We start from the raw sequence: 15556 nt of genomic DNA, 5'->3' as shown, positions 1-15556 counted from the left end.
TGAGTAAATGTGTGATTTTAAAATATTCTTGTCAGTCAAAAATACCCATTCAACGCTTAAAGTGTAGATATTTTGCAGGAATAAGTAAGGCATCGAGAGGTTGATCCCAGACTTCACGATATAAAGGTTGCTGAATCAGCTGAAAGGCATGTGCAATACCAAGCCGATAGGGTTTATGGGGGGTGCTGGCCAGGGTTTTATCATAGAAACCGCCGCCCATCCCAATGCGGGTACCGTGAATATCACAGGCCAGCAAAGGCATGATTAAAAAATCCAGCGTCGAAACATGCAGGCCACGCCCGGCCATAGGCTCTTTCATGCCGAGTGGATGATATGAAAATTGATTGTTTCGGTATTGTTGTTGCGTGATTTTGACCCAGTGCAATTGCTGGTTCATGGTGCAAATCATCGGCAGATAAACCTGTTTATGCTGTTTAAAGCAGTATTCAATGATTTTTTGGGTATGGATTTCACCAAAGGCATTCAGATAGATGCCGATTTTTTTGGCATGCTGAAAAGGTTTTAGCCGGATCAGTTGCTGAAGTACTTTTTGTTGCGCCTGTTTTTGTTGAAAGCTGGAAACGGCTCTGCGCTGATGTCGAAGTTGCTTGCGTAAAACTTTTAAATCCACTGACATCTGTTATAGATTCCCAAAAAATATATACATTTTCATCGTAAAAGCAGTTTAACTGTTTTTCAGCTCTTTCAAAATCGGGCAACAGCTTTCATTGGTGGTTTTACATTCATCTACCCAGCTGCTTAAACGGGTTTTGAGTGCCTGCAATTCCTGAATTCGTTGATCAATTTTTTCCAATCGTTGCTCAATGACATGTCGCACCTGTTCACGGTCTTCGAGTTGAAGTTGCAGTAATTCCTGTATTTCACTGAGTTGCAAGCCTGCATCTTTGCCTTTTTGAATAAAGCTTAAGGTTTCAATATCTTTGTCATTGTAATAACGGTAACTCTGCGTGGATTCAGGTATGCGCATTAAACCGATGCGTTGATAATAGCGAATGGTTTCGACGTTTACATGACAGTGTTTGGCCAGTTTTCCGATAGTGAGCATAAAATATCCTCAAATGACTTGACTCTGTACTTGGGTACAGACTTTATGCTAACACAATGCAAGAATAAAATAGGTGAGTCGGATGAATGAGCAACAAAAATCTGCCTGCTGTGCAAAACAGGATTCAGTCCTTGAATTAGTGAAAGTTGATCCAGTCTGTGGAATGAACGTTTCGGAAAGTTCAGCACATTATTTTGAATTTGAGGGGAAAAAATATTTATTTTGTTGTGATGGCTGCAAACAAAAGTTTATTAAAAATCCTGAAGCTTACCTTCAAGAAACCACGCCTAAATCAGGCTGTGGCTGTGCAAATAAAGCTAAAGTTTTAGCGGCCTCATCTTCATGTTGTGGCGGTCAAAAAGCTGAGTCACAACAGTATATTGATCCCGTCTGTGGTATGACCGTGACGGATTTATCCAAGCCGCACACTACATACTTAGATAAAAGTTATTATTTTTGCGGTCAGGGCTGTTTGAATAAATTTCAGGCCAATCCAGAACAGTATTTAGAAAAAAATAAATCTAAAACTTCGGGCTGCGGTTGTGCATCTCAATTAAAAACAGATGAAAAAAAATCTTGCTGCGGTTCTCAAAATCAACCACCCGTAGCGCAATCATTAGGCTGTTGTGCGGGAAATAAAGCACAAACCGTAGAGCAGGTGAGTGAAACAATAGTTGATCCGGTTTGTGGCATGCAGGTTAAAACGGATTCTAAATGGCATAGCCAGTTTGAATCAAAAGATTATTATTTCTGTTCAGAACGCTGTCTGAATAAATTTACCCAGCAACCTGAACAATATTTACAAACTCTGCAAACAGCATCTTCCTGCTGTGCTTCAACAGCAAAAGTGGCAGTTGAAGAAAAGAAATCCAGCTGCTGTGGCGGAACTCATCCTGCATCATCACCTCATTCTGAGGTCGATCCTGTCTGTGGCATGTCGGTAGACACTTCAACCGATTTAAAAACTGATTATTCGGGTAAAACTTACTATTTCTGCAATCCGTCTTGCCTGGAAAAGTTTAAAGGAGACCCTGAATTTTATTTGCTTCCAGCAGATCAGCGACCTGTGCCGGAAGGTGCTGCTGACATGGATTATACCTGTCCGATGGACCCTGAAATTGTGCAGAAAGGACCGGGAACCTGTCCAATCTGTGGTATGGCTTTGGAACCGATGCAACCGACCTTAAATGATGCACCGAATCCTGAACTGGTCGATTTCAGTCACCGTTTCTGGATGACTTTACCACTGACTTTAATTGTCTTTGTATTGGCCATGGGTTCGCATATTCATGCCTTTATTCCGCAGCATATTCAGCCATGGATTGAACTGGTGCTGTCTATTCCTGTCATACTTTGGGCAGGCAAGCCATTTATTGAGCGTTGCTGGATTTCCTATAAAACCCGCAATCTGAATATGTGGAGCCTGATTGGGGTCGGGGTGCTGGCGGCATTTATTTACAGCATTGTAGCGACAGTTTTTCCATCCCTGATTCCGATGCAGGCCAAAACCGGTCATGGGGTCGCTGTGTATTATGAAGCAGCGTGTATGATTGTGTCCTTGAGTTTGCTTGGGCAAATCATGGAGTTAAAAGCCCGTGCCAAAACCGCTGACGCACTTAAATCCTTGCTAAAACTGCAACCGCATACGGCAAAATTGGTACAGCATGATCAGGTTGTTGAGGTGGATATTGGCATGGTGAACCAGGGCGATATCTTGCAGATTTCTTCAGGGGACCAAATTCCACTCGACGGCATTGTGGTGGAAGGCAAAACCTATGTTGATGAAGCCATGATGACCGGTGAACCTGTTCCGGTGAAAAAAGAACTTGATGACCGGGTGATTGGCGGGACGGTGAACCAGCGGGGCAGTATTCGTATTCAAACCACGGCAGTGGGTGCCAATACTACCTTGGCGAAAATGATTCAGACCGTGGCGGAAGCACAGCGCTCCAAAGCGCCGTTACAAAAACTTGCCGATGTATTTGCTAAATATTTTGTGGTAATTGTTTTAGCGATTAGCGTTTTGACCTTTATGGCATGGATGCTGTTTGGCCAAGCGCAATTTGATCTGGCGCTGATGTGTGCAGTAGCTGTACTCATTATCGCCTGTCCATGTGCCTTAGGTCTGGCCACGCCGATGTCGGTGATGGCAACCACAGGGCGGGCAGCGCAAAAAGGCGTGTTGTTTAAAGATGCTGAAGCCATAGAAGCCTTGAGCAAAGTCACCACTTTAATTGTCGATAAAACCGGAACCTTGACTGAAGGTAAACCGAGTCTGAAAGAGATTAAACTGCTTTCAGATACAGTGCAGCAAGTGCAAGTGGAACAATGGATTGCCTCGATTGAGCAATATTCAACTCATCCGATTGCCCAGACTTTAACCAAGCTTGTTCCGCATGATCAATTGCTAAAAGTTAGTGATTTTGAAGATGTCACCGGTTTTGGGGTGAAAGGTCAAATTGAGGGTCAAACCCTGTATGTGGGCAGCCAAAAGCTGATTGATCAATTGGGGTTGCAGCTGCCTGAACATGCTCAAGTGAAGCTGGATGCACAACGCGAGAGCGGTAATGTGATTAGCTTTCTGGCCAATCAGCAAGAAGTTTTGGCTTATATCTCCATTCACGATGCGATCAAACACAATGCCTATCAGGTGATTGATCAACTGATGGCCGATGGTATTGAAGTGGTGATGGCGACTGGTGACCACGAGCAGAATGCCAAACTGGTCGCGGCTGAGCTGGGGATTCAGCAGGTTTATGGCAACTGTACCCCGACTGAAAAATTGGATCTGGTAAAAAAATATCAGGCTCAAGGCAAAGTTGTGGCGATGGCTGGCGATGGTATTAATGATGCACCGGCACTTGCCCAGGCCAATGTGGGGGTGGCGATGGGTAATGGTACCGATATTGCCAAACAGACGGCTCAAGTGACTTTGGTCAAAGGGGATATCCGCGGTGTGGCGGATGCCATTCATATGGCAAAGTTAGGTGTGAAGAACATGAAGCAGAACCTGGCCTTTTCCTTTGTCTATAATGGCTTGGGTGTGCCTGTTGCAGCGGGTGTTTTTTATCCTCTGACTGGACTGTTATTGACTCCGATGCTTGCAGCGGTTGCCATGTCGCTCAGTTCATTGTCAGTAGTCATCAATGCTTTGCGGCTGCAAAAGTCTAAATAACTGAATGCCAGAACTTAAGTGATATACCCAAGATGAAAATCTTGGGTATTTTTTTGCATAAAATATTGATGAATATGGCGGAGAATGAAATGAAATTTAAAAACGAAAATTCTTTAAAATGTAAAATAGATGAATAAGTATTGTAATAAATGACACTTAGAATAATAAGAAAAAACACTCCGAAGATGCCGCTGCATGTCGTTACCCTGAACCCGAAGAAGTTCAAGGTGGACGCGACGCATACTTGCTGGGTTTCCCATTCGAAGATGGGCATACACTCTAAATATGCAGAACACAATCCGTAGATTTAAGTATCGGCAGGGATATAGACGCGCTGGCGAACACCTCAGAGATAGAGTAAGTATAACCAATAATGAGGTGTTGGCAAATCCTCAATGTGCAACAACTGTAAAGTTAAATCACAAACGTTGATAGTTTATTCAATTTTATAGGAAATTAAACCAAATCATCGAGGTCTTCTAAAATAGTCGCCAGCAAGCGATCACAATGTGCATACTCTTGCAAGGATTTGTTCATTGAAAGAACTTCCTGCATCAGTTCAAGTGCAACCATAATAATCAGTTTACTCGGCTCAACACGGGGTGCTTTACGGCGAAAATCATCATATTTTTCATTTAACAATTCAGCTGCACGTTCTAAACCAGCTTTTTCCTTTTCTGTGGTTGCTAAACGAAAATTATGACCCAGCACACGCAGTTCAACGGCAATTTGTTCACTCATGATTAAATATCCTCATTTGCATCGGCTGGGTGAGCAAGCTGTTGAATTTCTTGCGCATGCTGATCTTGAGCAGTACCTAAAATTGCAAGACGCTGAATAATGGCTTCAACTTTGGCTTTAGCATGTTCATTTTTTTGTAACAATCTTTCACGTTCCTGTTGCAATCCCTGAATTTCCTGTTGAGCAACACGGTGATCATTTTGCATTTTTTCTTTAATGACACGTAATTCATTACGTTCAGCCAGAATTTCCTGAAAACGGTTTTTAAGATCGGTACAACTTTTTTCCAAACGGCTATAGCGGTCTGCTAAAGCGGCTGCATCACTATTCAGTTGCTTGAATTGCGATTGGGTTTCGCTTAATTGCTCACTCAGATTATCTATTTCTTCTTGTTTTTGAGTGATGATGCCATTTTTTTGCACAATTTGGGCATGATAGTGCTCGTTGGAATCTGCTTTTGCAGCATTAAGTGCAGCATTTTCACTTTCATAATGCGCAAGTCGCGTTTTTAAAACGCCAATATGCGCCTGTAGACGCTGTAATTCTTCTAACATATCGTGGTCGCACAGTATCGCAAACAAAGGTAATATATAAGAAGTATAGAGATTGGATAAGCGAATGCAAGACGATATTTCAGGTTGGTCGGAATGGCACCACAATTTTTCAAAAATTGAAGAGATTTCAAGCCCAAGTGAGTTACATGGGTTACTAACGGGTATTGTTTGTGTTACTCAGGCACCGACCGGTGATGAATGGCAACAAATTTTAGCCACGCTTGAAATTCCTGCGCTAGAGCAGCAGGTTTTAGAGATATTAGCTGATGAAGCAGAAGATATTGCCCATGCTTTATCTGAAGATGAACTCGACTATTTACCCTTGCTTCCGGATGATGAACACGTTCTTGCGGATCGTGTACAAGCCTTGGCGGACTGGTGTGCCGGTGTCGTATTGGGATTTGGTCTGGCATCAGGACATATCCGTCCGGATGAAATGGAACTGATTGAACATCTGCAAGATGTGGCAGCGGTTGAATTTGATGAGTCGGATGATGACGAAGAAGGCGAAGAAAGCTATCAGGAACTTTACGAGTTTGTGCGCTTGATTCCTGTCAGCCTGTCTTTAGGTCGTAAAAAGGTAGAAGTGGCAGAAACCCCATTGCTGCAAGACATCCAGCCGCAGTTGCAAAAAAATAGTGCGACTACAGAAGCCAGCAGTGTAGTGGAAATGTTTACTCCACATCGTCCGAGCTAATTCGGGCGATTGTGTTCAAGAACAAACCCTTTAAAAGTTATAACCTCCTCATAAAAGACAAAAGTACACTTAATGATGAAACTGACTCAAGCAGATTTTCAGGAACGTCGTGACCGCCTGGCAGAAGAAATGGGTCCGCACAGTATTGCAATTATTGCCACTAGTCCGGTTGCTATGCGTAACCGCGATGCGGATTATAAATTCCGTGCAGACAGCAGCTTTTTCTATCTGACCGGCTTTGCAGAGCCTGAAGCAGTAGCCGTGATTGAAACTTTTGAATCGATTGATGAAGGTTATACCTATAGTCTGTTTTGCCGTGAACGTAACCGCGAGATGGAAATCTGGAACGGTTACCGTGCCGGTGTAGACGGTGCAGTGGATGATTACGAGGCGGATGAAGCCTATGCCATTGACCTGCTGGATGAAGAAATTATCGAGAAACTGCACAATAAACAAAAACTGTTTTATCGTATTGGTCATCAGGCCGATTTTGATGCCCGTGTAGCGAAATGGATTGCCAAAGCTAATGGTGAATCACGCAAAGGTACTTCTGCACCTGCACAAGTGATTCAGCTGGACCGAATTGTCGATGAAATGCGTCTGCATAAATCTGAAAAAGAAATCAAGTTGATGCAACTTGCATCGGATATTTCGGCAGAAGCGCATACCCGTGCCATGCAAACGGTGAAACCTGGCATGATGGAATATGCACTGGAAGCAGAATTGAATTACATTTTTGGTAAAAATGGCTGCGTGCCTTCTTACAACAGTATTGTCGGTGGCGGTGCCAACGCCTGCATTTTGCATTATGTAGAAAATGACCAAGTGCTGAAAGATGGTGATCTGGTGCTGATTGATGCGGCTTGCGAATATCAGTTATATGCCTCAGACATTACCCGTACTTTCCCGGTGAATGGTAAATTCAGCCCTGAGCAAAAAGCCTTATATGAGCTGGTGTTAAAAGCACAACTGGCTGCGATTGATGCAGTACGTGTTGGTAATTCTTACAAAGAGCCGCATAATGTGGCGGTACGCATTCTAGTTCAAGGTTTATTAGACCTTGGCATTATGCAAGGTGATATTGAGGAAATTATCGAAAAAGAAACTTTCCGTCAGTTCTACATGCATGGTACCGGACACTGGTTGGGTATGGACGTACACGATGTCGGTTCATATAAACGGGATGGCGAATGGCGTGCCTATGAAGAGGGTATGGTGGTGACGGTTGAGCCGGGGCTGTACATTGCACCAGATGATGAAACTGTCGATGCCAAATGGCGTGGCATTGGTATCCGCATTGAAGACGATGTGGTTGCTACCGAAAATGGGCCACTGGTGCTCACCAAAGATGTGGTCAAAACAGTAGAAGATATTGAAGCCCTGATGGCAAAAGCCAAAGTAGCCTAAGCGATTTTTAGGATGAAAAGCCGATCATCTGATCGGCTTTTTTATTAAAGATATGGTCTGATTGGAGCATGATTTTTAGATTTTGCCATAAAAACCAATCTTACAGTTGTGGTGTATATAATCGATGTAACTATTGCTCGTCATAACAAATTCCAGATCAATTGGGTGGTTTGACTGTTTTTGATTTTCTTGCGACGAGATTAAAAAATTTCAATATTTGATGCAATTCGGGTGGATATGCATTAAATGCGAAAAATGGTTTGATTTACGTTTATCTCGAATAACTTAAATAAAACCAACCCAGTTAAAATTTAAAGTTTAAAAACTGACATGAATTCAACATATAAAATCGGTTTTTAGCATCAAAGCAACATATTAAATCTGCTTTTCTTCAGATAATTCCTCTGATCCTTAAATAAACTAAAGAACAGTGGGAGAAAAATGATGAGATTAAATACTATTGATTGGATTGCTTACGCTTTGGCGATTATTGGTGGCCTGAACTGGGGCTTAATTGGTGCATTCGATTTCAATTTAGTCGCTGCTATTTTTGGTGAAATGAGTGCTCTATCTAGGATTATTTATATCTTGGTGGGTTTGTCGGCACTATATCTGATTTATACAGGCACGAAATTAGGCAAAACAGTACATCATGAGCCTCAGACAAGAGTGGTACGTTAGCAGACTGAATACAAAGCTCAATTAGAAACCTCATTAAGGCGATTTTCTGTAATTTATATCATCGTGTTATGAGAATTTCATTTGAGTCTGTAAAAACGGAGCTTAAGCTCCGTTTTTGCTTCTACATTGCAAGCTGAAGGTTTCTGTGGGGGAGCTTCACAGCCATATAGACTTGAAACCGATTGCTTCCACATATTTTTTCATGGTTGAGATTTAAGCAATACCCCTATGATGTTTACAGCGTAAGCACTAAACACTTTTTATGGAGCCAAGACAGCTAGATCATCGGCTTAATCTGGCTGAAATCCATTCATAATTGGATATCATCTAAAAGTGCAGCGCTAATTCATTATAAAAATGAATTTCTTTGAGGTAATATAAAATCAATCAAGATTATAAGTATCTCAACCTGATAGATACGACATAAAAGGATCAAAACATGCAGCAAGAAGTAATCATCGTAGGCGGTGGTATGGTCGGGCTAAGTTTAGCCTTGATGTTGGCTAAGGCAAATATTGCAGTGAAGTTGCTCGAAGCAATTAAGTACCCCAATTATGATGAGGCCAATCTTGTACCCTATCATTCCAGTTTTGATGCACGTAACAGTGCCTTGTCACGCCGTAGCGTACAAATTTATCAGAAACTGGGCTTATGGAATGCCTTGCAGGAACATGCCACGCCAATTCTGGAAGTACATATCACCGAACAAGGCAGCTTTGGCAAGGCACGTTTAAAAGCAGAACAGGAAAAAGTCGAAAGTTTTGGTCAGGTCATTGAAAATGCCTGGCTCGGCCGTGTATTGCTTACACAAGTACGCAAACAGCCATTGATTGAACTGATTGATGGTGTTCAAGTGACCTCACTGACCCAAGATGCTGACTTTGCTTATATCGCAGCGCAACGTGGTGAAGAAACCTTAGCTTTACAATCTAGGCTGGTCATAGCTGCCGATGGCCGCGATTCATTTTGCCGTAAAGCCTTGGGCATTGGTGCATCGGTACATGACTATGATCAAGTGGCTATTGTTACGACTGTACAAACCTCAAAACCGCATAACCATGTCGGCTTTGAACGTTTTAGCCCGCTTGGACCTTTAGCGCTGTTACCATTACCGGGTGAATACCGCCGTTCAGTGGTTTGGCCGGTGCAAAAAGGTACAGAAGGCGAATGGCTAGATGATGAAAATGACCAGCACTTCCTTGATGCTTTACAGCGAACCTATGGTGACCGTGCGGGTAAATTCCAGAAAACTGCCAAGCGTTTTAGTTACCCTTTGTCGCAAGTTTTGGCAGAAAAACAGGCCGTTGGACGTGTGGTACTGATGGGCAATGCAGCCCATACCATCCACCCGGTAGCCGGTCAGGGCTTTAACCTGTGTATGCGTGATGCCTATGTCTTGCTCCGTTATTTAAGCGAACAAGTCGCACAACAAGCCGACTTAGGTGATGCAGCCATGCTGCAAGACTATGAAAAATCCCGTCTGACCGATCAGCAACGTGTGATCAAGTTCTGTGATTCGGTAGTCCGTGGCTTTAGCAATAGCAACCCTGTTTTAAAATTCATTCGTAATACCGGCTTGGTTGCTTTTGATACCATTCCAGGCATTAAGCCGCTGGTGGCCAATTATGCAATGGGGTTAAAAGCATGAACCAGGTTCAGTCTGATGTTTTAGATGTCGTCATTATTGGTGGTGGTCTGGTTGGTGGTCTGACTGCATTGTTATTGGCTCAAGGTGGTGTGCAGACCACGGTACTGGATGCAGCCCCCATTCTGGATGCCGAGAAAACCAAAAGTGTTGCCAACCCACGTGTGTTGGCGCTCAGCCAGGCGACTATTCATTTATTGAAAACGGCCGGTGTCTGGGACAGACTGGCACGCCAACAGCCATACACAGGCATGCAAGTGTGGAATAAAAATGGCTATGGTGAAATTAACTTTGGGCATGCAGCAGAGCAAATGCCATCGGTTGAGCAAGCTTTGGGTTCAATGGTCGAGCCAAGTTTGTTGAACTTGGCCATTCAAGAAAAAATGCTGGAGCAGCTTCAGGATTATCGTACTCAGGTTAAGGTCACAGCTATAGAGCAGGGTGTAGCGGGAATCTGGCAGATTCACCTGGCAGATGGCACCCAATTAAAAACCAGACTGCTGATTGGCGCGGATGGTGCAAATTCCTTTGTTCGTGAACAGGCCTTTATTGATCTCGATATTCTGGATTATAAACAGGCCGGGTTGAGCTGTGCCATTCGAACTGCCCAGCCGCATCAACATGTGGCTCGTCAGATTTTTCTGGAAACTGGACCATTGGCCTTTTTACCGATGGCCAGTTTAAAGCCGGAACAGCAAGGCTATTGGCAATCCATTGTCTGGACATTACCAGATGATTATGCAGCAGAATATGCCGCTTTAAATGATGCCGATTTTACTGCGTTGCTCACGCGTGAAAGTCATCACATGCTGGGTGAGGTTTTAGAGGCAACGCCACGAGCGCAGTTTCCGCTTAAAGCACGTGCCGCACAGCAGTATGTCAAAGCCGGTTTAGCCTTGATTGGAGATGCCGCACATGTGATTCATCCACTAGCTGGTCAAGGGGTCAATATTGGCTGTCTGGACGCAGCCATTTTATGTGATGTACTGTTGCATGATTTGAAACGTGGAGTATGGGCGCATGAACAAACCTTACAGCGCTATGAACACCGCCGTAAAGGTCAAAACGATGCCATGATGCACAGCATGTCTGCAATTGGATGGATGGAAACGACCCAACTGTTTCCCGTAGTTTGGGCACGAAATTTTGGCTTAAAACAAGTGGAACAACATGCGGCATTAAAAGATGCCTTCATGGCTCAAGCGAATGGATTGCAGATCTTAAAAGATACACGATATGCGGTTTAAGGCTGAAAAACTGTTTTTTGTACAAATATTTATACAAGGTTACTTTTTTTGTTAAAAAAGATACGATTTTTTTTAAATTGACTCTATGCGAAACCTACAGAGATTGCTAAATTTCTTCCTAGTTCGCAATCAATTCAAATTGAAGTGATAGACGTCATTTTTGGGGAGAAAGAAAGATGACAGATATGAATGACTACGATGATGTAGAAGATACTGCAGTAGATGAAGATGAAGCAAAAGCTGCTGAAAAAGGTGCATCTGACAGTGATTCAGTTGCAACTGATGGTGATGTGGCTGAAGCTGAAACACTGACAGTGACTGCTAAACTGAAACAGCGTCAAGCACTGGAAGATGAGGTGGCTGCTTTCCTTGCGCGTGGCGGTCGTATTACTGAAGTGCCTGCAGACGAGTCGGCAAAAGATTAATAGATTCTTTTGTCGGGTTTCGCTACAGAATAAAAAAAGCATCACTTTTGTGATGCTTTTTACTTTTGATCGACCAGTCCTCAGACTTTATTACTCAGTTCCAACGCGCGTTGATACGCTACTTTCTTTTTTATTCCGGTTAAATCTGCGGCCAGTTGTGAAGCGGCTTTTACGGATAAATCCTGTAATAAACGGGTCAATAGCTGGTCCAGTTTTTCCTGTTCCAGATCCTTTTCTTCAGTTGCACCGCCAATGACCAGCACAATTTCACCTTTTTGCTGGTTGTGGTCAGCTTCAATAAACTGAACCAGTTCTGTCAAAGTCATCTTTTTGATGGTTTCAAAGGTTTTGGTAATTTCACGGGCAAAACCCACAGGACGATTGGCACCAAATACCTGGGCCATATCTTTGACCGACTCTAAAATGCGATGCGGTGCTTCATAAAAAATCAGGGTTTGGGTTTCATCTTTCAGTTTTTCCAGCTGGCTCAGACGTTGTGACTGGCGTGAAGGTAGGAAACCTTCGAAACTGAAGCGGTCACTCGGTAAACCAACAGAACTGAGTGCTGCAATGGCTGCACAGGCACCGGGAACAGGAATAACGCGAATGTTATGTTCTTGGGCTGCACGAACCAGTTTAAACCCCGGATCGCTAATCAGCGGCGTACCTGCATCGCTGATCAGTGCCATATTTTCGCCATTCAGCAAGCGCTGGATCAAGATGTCAATTTTATTGCTTTCATTATGTTCGTGACAGGCAGTTAGTGGAGTTGATATGTTAAAGTGCTTTAATAATTGAGCGGAAGTACGCGTATCTTCTGCCGCGATGATACTTACAGACTTTAGAATATCAATAGCACGATAAGTAATGTCATCTAAGTGCCCAATTGGGGTCGCTACAACAAATAACTGAGCACTCATAAGGTTTCTCCAATGTTGAATAATAATAAAAAATTAATTGGCTTCATCCTGTATTGCATTTTCAATCACGCTCAAGCTGAACTACTGGTCATTTTACCCGAATCGGGGCCTTTGGCGCGAGCCGGATTAAGTGTCAAACAGGGTTTTATGAGTGCTTATCACGCATCAGAGCTGGAAACTCCCATTAAATTTGTAAACTCGGACAAAAAACCGATTGCGCAGTTGCTTAAACAAAATGTCAATAAAAAAACCCAGATGGTGATCGGACCTTTAGCCCGTCAGGATGTGGAAGCTTTAATCAAGGCAAAGCCGAAGGTTCGGGTTTTGGCCCTAAATGAAGGATTCTCACAATCTGCAAAGGTAGGACAATTTAGCCTGTCCAAGCAGGATGATGCGGTGGCACTGAATCAGGTATTGCAGAATGACAAAATCAAAGAGCTCTATGTGTTACAGCAAAAGGATGCTGAAATTGACAATGAACTGTTTCTGATTTCTTTACTTACCCAGACAGATTACGCACTGAATTTAATTGAGGAAGCACCCAAAAAGTTAAATAAGCATACCGGTTTATTGTTACTGGGGAATAATGCCTGGCTGAATAAACTGACCCAGCTGCCGCATAAAAACATTTATATTTTAGCAAATGCCGTTGAACAAGGTCAGACATTGCCGGTAGGGGCAAAGTTTTGTGATGCTCCGGCCTTATATGGCTCGGAATGGCGAGATGTCATCCAGGCCATTCAAGAAAATGCCATTCCCATGGCCTATCAGCGCCTGATCGCTTTTGGTGGCGATGCCTGGCATATTGCGAGCCAGTATTTGGCTGAACCCAATTTAAAAAGTATGCAGTTTCAGGGACGTACCGGACTAATTCAAGTCAATAACAATCAAATCCAGCGTATTCCACATTGCTTCGAAAATACTAAAAAGGGAATCCGGGCATTGTTATGACAAAGCTTGCGGCACATTTAAATTTGGGGCAATGGGCTGAACAGCAGGCTCTAATATTATTGCAGGCTCAAGGCTTCCAGCTGCTTGTGGCAAATTATCATTGCCGTTACGGGGAAATTGACCTGATTGTACAGCAGGCTCAGGAACTGGTTTTTGTCGAAGTCAAAGCACGTTCAGTCACCCAGTATGCCCAGTCCTTCGAAAGCATTTCTTTTTCCAAACAGCGCAAAATTATGAAATCGGCGCTGTGCTTTTTGCATGCCCATCCGGAATTGCAAACCTTTTATTGTCGTTTTGATGTGATTTGTTTTGATTTTCTTCAACAATTTGCAAAAACCATACAGCAAGATTTTTCTAAATTCACTTATGATCAACAATGGATTGAAAATGCTTTTACTTTTGATGAAGAGTTTATTAATCTTTGAACAAAATCATAGCGTAAATGCTGACATAAAATAGAACTGAATAATGAGGAGTCTTGCTGAGTGTTTAACCGTATTGCAATGACGTTACTGTGTGTAGCAAGTTTATCTGGTTGTGCAAGTTTTATCTCGAGTGGCACAGGATCGGCCCCGGTAGGTACAGAAAGTGGCGCCCGTTCTCTTGGACAGGTGTTTATCGATTCCTCTATAGAACGTACCGCTAAAATTAATTTATATAAATTAGACAGTCGCTTTAAACAATCTCGTGTCAATATTGAAAGTTTTCATGGCAATGTATTATTAACCGGTCAAGTGCCGGATGCACACTTAAAACAGTTAGCTGAAGATAATGTCCGTGCCATGAGTGATGTAAAAACAGTCCATAATTACATTGCTGTGGGTAACCAGATTGGTTATAGCACTATTATGCAAGATACCACGGTAACTGCGAATACACGTGGTCTGATTATGAAAGCCGTGGTGGTGTCTGATAGCAAAGTGCGCATTCACACTGAAGATGGGGTTTTATATGTGATGGGGCGTTTAAATACTGCAGAAATTAATGATCTGAATCAGGTGCTGCAACAAGTCGGCAATGTCACCAAAATTATTACCCTGATTGACAATGTGGAACAGTCCGCTATAAGGACTTCAAGTTTTAGTAGCCCTGTCGTGAATGCACAGCCTGTCGAACAGACACCAGTGGCTATTGATCCGGATCAAGCAGAGCCCACCTATGCTCAATAAGGTTGTAGAAACAGTTAGAAAGGAAATCCAGCAAAAAGTAGAAAAAGTGCAAATCCTGTACAAGGATTTTCGCCTTTACGATTTTGGTAGCTATGCCTTAAACCGTTTAACCCCACGTAAAGGCTATACGGTAATTGAAAACATTGCTTATGGCTTGAAAGCCCGGCAACGCCTGGATATTTTTACCAGCGAAGTGCCGCGTAAACAGCGTGCTTTAATTGTATTTGTGCATGGTGGGGCATGGCTGCATGGAGATAAAAAAGATTACCGCTTTGTGGGAGAGGCTTTCGCCAGAGAAGGCTATGATGTTGCGGTAATTAATTATCATCTTGCTCCCGAGCATGTATTTCCCAGTTATATTGATGATCTGAGCCTGGCATTAAACTATTTGACTCAGCATCAGTCCAGATACAATATTCAGACGGAAAAACTGGTATTGATGGGCCATTCAGCCGGTGCATTTAATGTCATGTCGGCACTCTATCATCCGACACCTTACCCTTTGCAATGCCGCAGCCAGATTCGAGCCATTATTGGTTTGTCTGGCCCTTATCATTTTGATTATAAAGATGATCCGATCTGTGCAGATGCCTTTGACCAAAGCGTACCTTATCAACAAGTGATGCCTTATTATTTTGTTGAAACCAATACCGTGCGACATTACCTATTTTTAGCGGCAAATGATCAGGTGGTTGGTCACAATAACTCCGAAGATCTACATCGTATTCTGCAGGAAAAGGGTAATCATAGCCAGATGATTACCATCCCGGGTACTGGACATGTGTCGATTATGGGATCAGTTTCCAGTTTGTTCAGTCGCTATTTCCAGACCAAGAAACAAATTTTGGCGGTTCTGGATGAAGCTTTAAAACCCTAGT

General features: G+C 43.0%; 16 protein-coding genes and 1 other RNA gene. 11 read left to right on the top strand and 6 right to left on the bottom strand.

Translation table 11 applies throughout. The features are described from left to right. Nucleotides 1-49 precede the first annotated feature (49 nt). Both GTU69_RS12720 and GTU69_RS12715 read right to left on the bottom strand, forming a co-directional pair. Nucleotides 50-637: a 5-formyltetrahydrofolate cyclo-ligase gene (locus GTU69_RS12720; protein ID WP_166170990.1), complete on the bottom strand. Its 588-nt coding sequence runs from the start codon at nt 635-637 to the stop codon at nt 50-52. A gap of 48 nt (nt 638-685) precedes the next feature. Beyond that, a complete protein-coding gene (locus tag GTU69_RS12715) occupies nt 686-1066 on the bottom strand; it encodes a MerR family transcriptional regulator (RefSeq protein WP_166170988.1) in 381 nt (126 codons plus the stop codon). A gap of 82 nt (nt 1067-1148) precedes the next feature. On the opposite strand from GTU69_RS12715, the gene GTU69_RS12710 reads away from it, so the two are divergent. Further along, nucleotides 1149-4241 (top strand): heavy metal translocating P-type ATPase, encoded by a 3093-nt coding sequence (locus GTU69_RS12710; RefSeq protein ID WP_166170986.1) that lies wholly within the window; start codon nt 1149-1151, stop codon nt 4239-4241. A 172-nt stretch (nt 4242-4413) separates the two neighbouring features. On the opposite strand, the gene ssrS is transcribed toward GTU69_RS12710, so the two are convergent. From ssrS to GTU69_RS12695, 3 genes are all read right to left on the bottom strand, one after another. Continuing rightward, nucleotides 4414-4597: non-coding RNA, 6S RNA (gene ssrS, locus GTU69_RS12705), on the bottom strand. Between the two features lie 100 nt (nt 4598-4697). Beyond that, the gene (locus GTU69_RS12700; protein ID WP_166170983.1) at nt 4698-4982 is read right to left on the bottom strand and encodes a cell division protein ZapA; all 285 of its coding nucleotides are present in this window, start codon (nt 4980-4982) and stop codon (nt 4698-4700) included. Nucleotides 4983-4984: 2 nt separating this feature from the next. Next, nucleotides 4985-5536 (bottom strand): hypothetical protein, encoded by a 552-nt coding sequence (locus tag GTU69_RS12695; RefSeq protein ID WP_166170981.1) that lies wholly within the window; start codon nt 5534-5536, stop codon nt 4985-4987. Nucleotides 5537-5600: 64 nt separating this feature from the next. Here GTU69_RS12695 and GTU69_RS12690 point away from each other — a divergent pair, with 64 nt between their 5' ends. The 6 genes from GTU69_RS12690 (at nt 5601) to GTU69_RS12665 (ending at nt 11638) form a co-directional block, all read left to right on the top strand. Then, nucleotides 5601-6233, top strand: a complete 633-nt coding sequence (locus GTU69_RS12690) for a UPF0149 family protein (protein WP_166170979.1) — start codon at nt 5601-5603, stop codon at nt 6231-6233. Nucleotides 6234-6308: 75 nt separating this feature from the next. Continuing rightward, nucleotides 6309-7640: a Xaa-Pro aminopeptidase gene (pepP, locus tag GTU69_RS12685; RefSeq protein WP_166171024.1), complete on the top strand. Its 1332-nt coding sequence runs from the start codon at nt 6309-6311 to the stop codon at nt 7638-7640. 444 nt (nt 7641-8084) lie between these two features. Then, nucleotides 8085-8321, top strand: a complete 237-nt coding sequence (locus GTU69_RS12680) for a DUF378 domain-containing protein (protein ID WP_086194935.1) — start codon at nt 8085-8087, stop codon at nt 8319-8321. Nucleotides 8322-8760: 439 nt separating this feature from the next. Beyond that, nucleotides 8761-9969: a 2-octaprenyl-6-methoxyphenyl hydroxylase gene (ubiH, locus tag GTU69_RS12675; RefSeq protein WP_166170977.1), complete on the top strand. Its 1209-nt coding sequence runs from the start codon at nt 8761-8763 to the stop codon at nt 9967-9969. Further along, on the top strand, nt 9966-11213 hold the full coding sequence (locus GTU69_RS12670; protein WP_166170975.1) for an FAD-dependent monooxygenase: 1248 nt from the start codon (nt 9966-9968) through the stop codon (nt 11211-11213). Before ubiH ends, GTU69_RS12670 begins: the two co-directional genes overlap by 4 nt. A 176-nt stretch (nt 11214-11389) precedes the next feature. Continuing rightward, on the top strand, nt 11390-11638 hold the full coding sequence (locus tag GTU69_RS12665; protein WP_086194938.1) for a hypothetical protein: 249 nt from the start codon (nt 11390-11392) through the stop codon (nt 11636-11638). 80 nt (nt 11639-11718) lie between these two features. Here the strand turns inward: GTU69_RS12665 and rsmI are convergent, their stop codons facing one another. After that, a complete protein-coding gene (gene rsmI, locus GTU69_RS12660) occupies nt 11719-12558 on the bottom strand; it encodes a 16S rRNA (cytidine(1402)-2'-O)-methyltransferase (protein WP_166170973.1) in 840 nt (279 codons plus the stop codon). 12 nt (nt 12559-12570) lie between these two features. Here rsmI and GTU69_RS12655 point away from each other — a divergent pair, with 12 nt between their 5' ends. The 4 genes from GTU69_RS12655 to GTU69_RS12640 are packed head-to-tail and all read left to right on the top strand — an operon-like array spanning nt 12571 to nt 15555. Beyond that, nucleotides 12571-13509, top strand: coding sequence for a penicillin-binding protein activator (locus GTU69_RS12655; protein ID WP_166170971.1), 939 nt, complete (start codon nt 12571-12573; stop codon nt 13507-13509). Next, on the top strand, nt 13506-13934 hold the full coding sequence (locus GTU69_RS12650; protein ID WP_166170969.1) for a YraN family protein: 429 nt from the start codon (nt 13506-13508) through the stop codon (nt 13932-13934). The genes GTU69_RS12655 and GTU69_RS12650 overlap by 4 nt, the downstream gene beginning before the upstream one ends. A gap of 60 nt (nt 13935-13994) precedes the next feature. Further along, a complete protein-coding gene (locus tag GTU69_RS12645) occupies nt 13995-14678 on the top strand; it encodes a BON domain-containing protein (RefSeq protein WP_166170967.1) in 684 nt (227 codons plus the stop codon). Further along, nucleotides 14668-15555, top strand: a complete 888-nt coding sequence (locus GTU69_RS12640; RefSeq protein ID WP_166170965.1) for an alpha/beta hydrolase — start codon at nt 14668-14670, stop codon at nt 15553-15555. Before GTU69_RS12645 ends, GTU69_RS12640 begins: the two co-directional genes overlap by 11 nt. Nucleotide 15556: the final 1 nt, after the last annotated feature.

The organism is Acinetobacter sp. SA01 (assembly GCF_011319235.1).
GTDB lineage: Bacteria > Pseudomonadota > Gammaproteobacteria > Pseudomonadales > Moraxellaceae > Acinetobacter.
This window is presented reverse-complemented; position numbering and strand designations above follow the sequence as displayed.

Coding starts and splice junctions, on each gene's coding strand:
- GTU69_RS12665 (WP_086194938.1), top strand. CDS start 11,390: ATGACAGATATGAATGACTACGATGATGTAGAAGATACTGCAGTAGAT.
- GTU69_RS12720 (WP_166170990.1), bottom strand. CDS start 637: ATGTCAGTGGATTTAAAAGTTTTACGCAAGCAACTTCGACATCAGCGC.
- ubiH (WP_166170977.1), top strand. CDS start 8,761: ATGCAGCAAGAAGTAATCATCGTAGGCGGTGGTATGGTCGGGCTAAGT.
- GTU69_RS12670 (WP_166170975.1), top strand. CDS start 9,966: ATGAACCAGGTTCAGTCTGATGTTTTAGATGTCGTCATTATTGGTGGT.
- GTU69_RS12710 (WP_166170986.1), top strand. CDS start 1,149: ATGAATGAGCAACAAAAATCTGCCTGCTGTGCAAAACAGGATTCAGTC.
- GTU69_RS12640 (WP_166170965.1), top strand. CDS start 14,668: ATGCTCAATAAGGTTGTAGAAACAGTTAGAAAGGAAATCCAGCAAAAA.
- GTU69_RS12715 (WP_166170988.1), bottom strand. CDS start 1,066: ATGCTCACTATCGGAAAACTGGCCAAACACTGTCATGTAAACGTCGAA.
- GTU69_RS12680 (WP_086194935.1), top strand. CDS start 8,085: ATGAGATTAAATACTATTGATTGGATTGCTTACGCTTTGGCGATTATT.
- GTU69_RS12695 (WP_166170981.1), bottom strand. CDS start 5,536: ATGTTAGAAGAATTACAGCGTCTACAGGCGCATATTGGCGTTTTAAAA.
- pepP (WP_166171024.1), top strand. CDS start 6,309: ATGAAACTGACTCAAGCAGATTTTCAGGAACGTCGTGACCGCCTGGCA.
- GTU69_RS12655 (WP_166170971.1), top strand. CDS start 12,571: ATGTTGAATAATAATAAAAAATTAATTGGCTTCATCCTGTATTGCATT.
- GTU69_RS12650 (WP_166170969.1), top strand. CDS start 13,506: ATGACAAAGCTTGCGGCACATTTAAATTTGGGGCAATGGGCTGAACAG.
- rsmI (WP_166170973.1), bottom strand. CDS start 12,558: ATGAGTGCTCAGTTATTTGTTGTAGCGACCCCAATTGGGCACTTAGAT.
- GTU69_RS12700 (WP_166170983.1), bottom strand. CDS start 4,982: ATGAGTGAACAAATTGCCGTTGAACTGCGTGTGCTGGGTCATAATTTT.
- GTU69_RS12690 (WP_166170979.1), top strand. CDS start 5,601: ATGCAAGACGATATTTCAGGTTGGTCGGAATGGCACCACAATTTTTCA.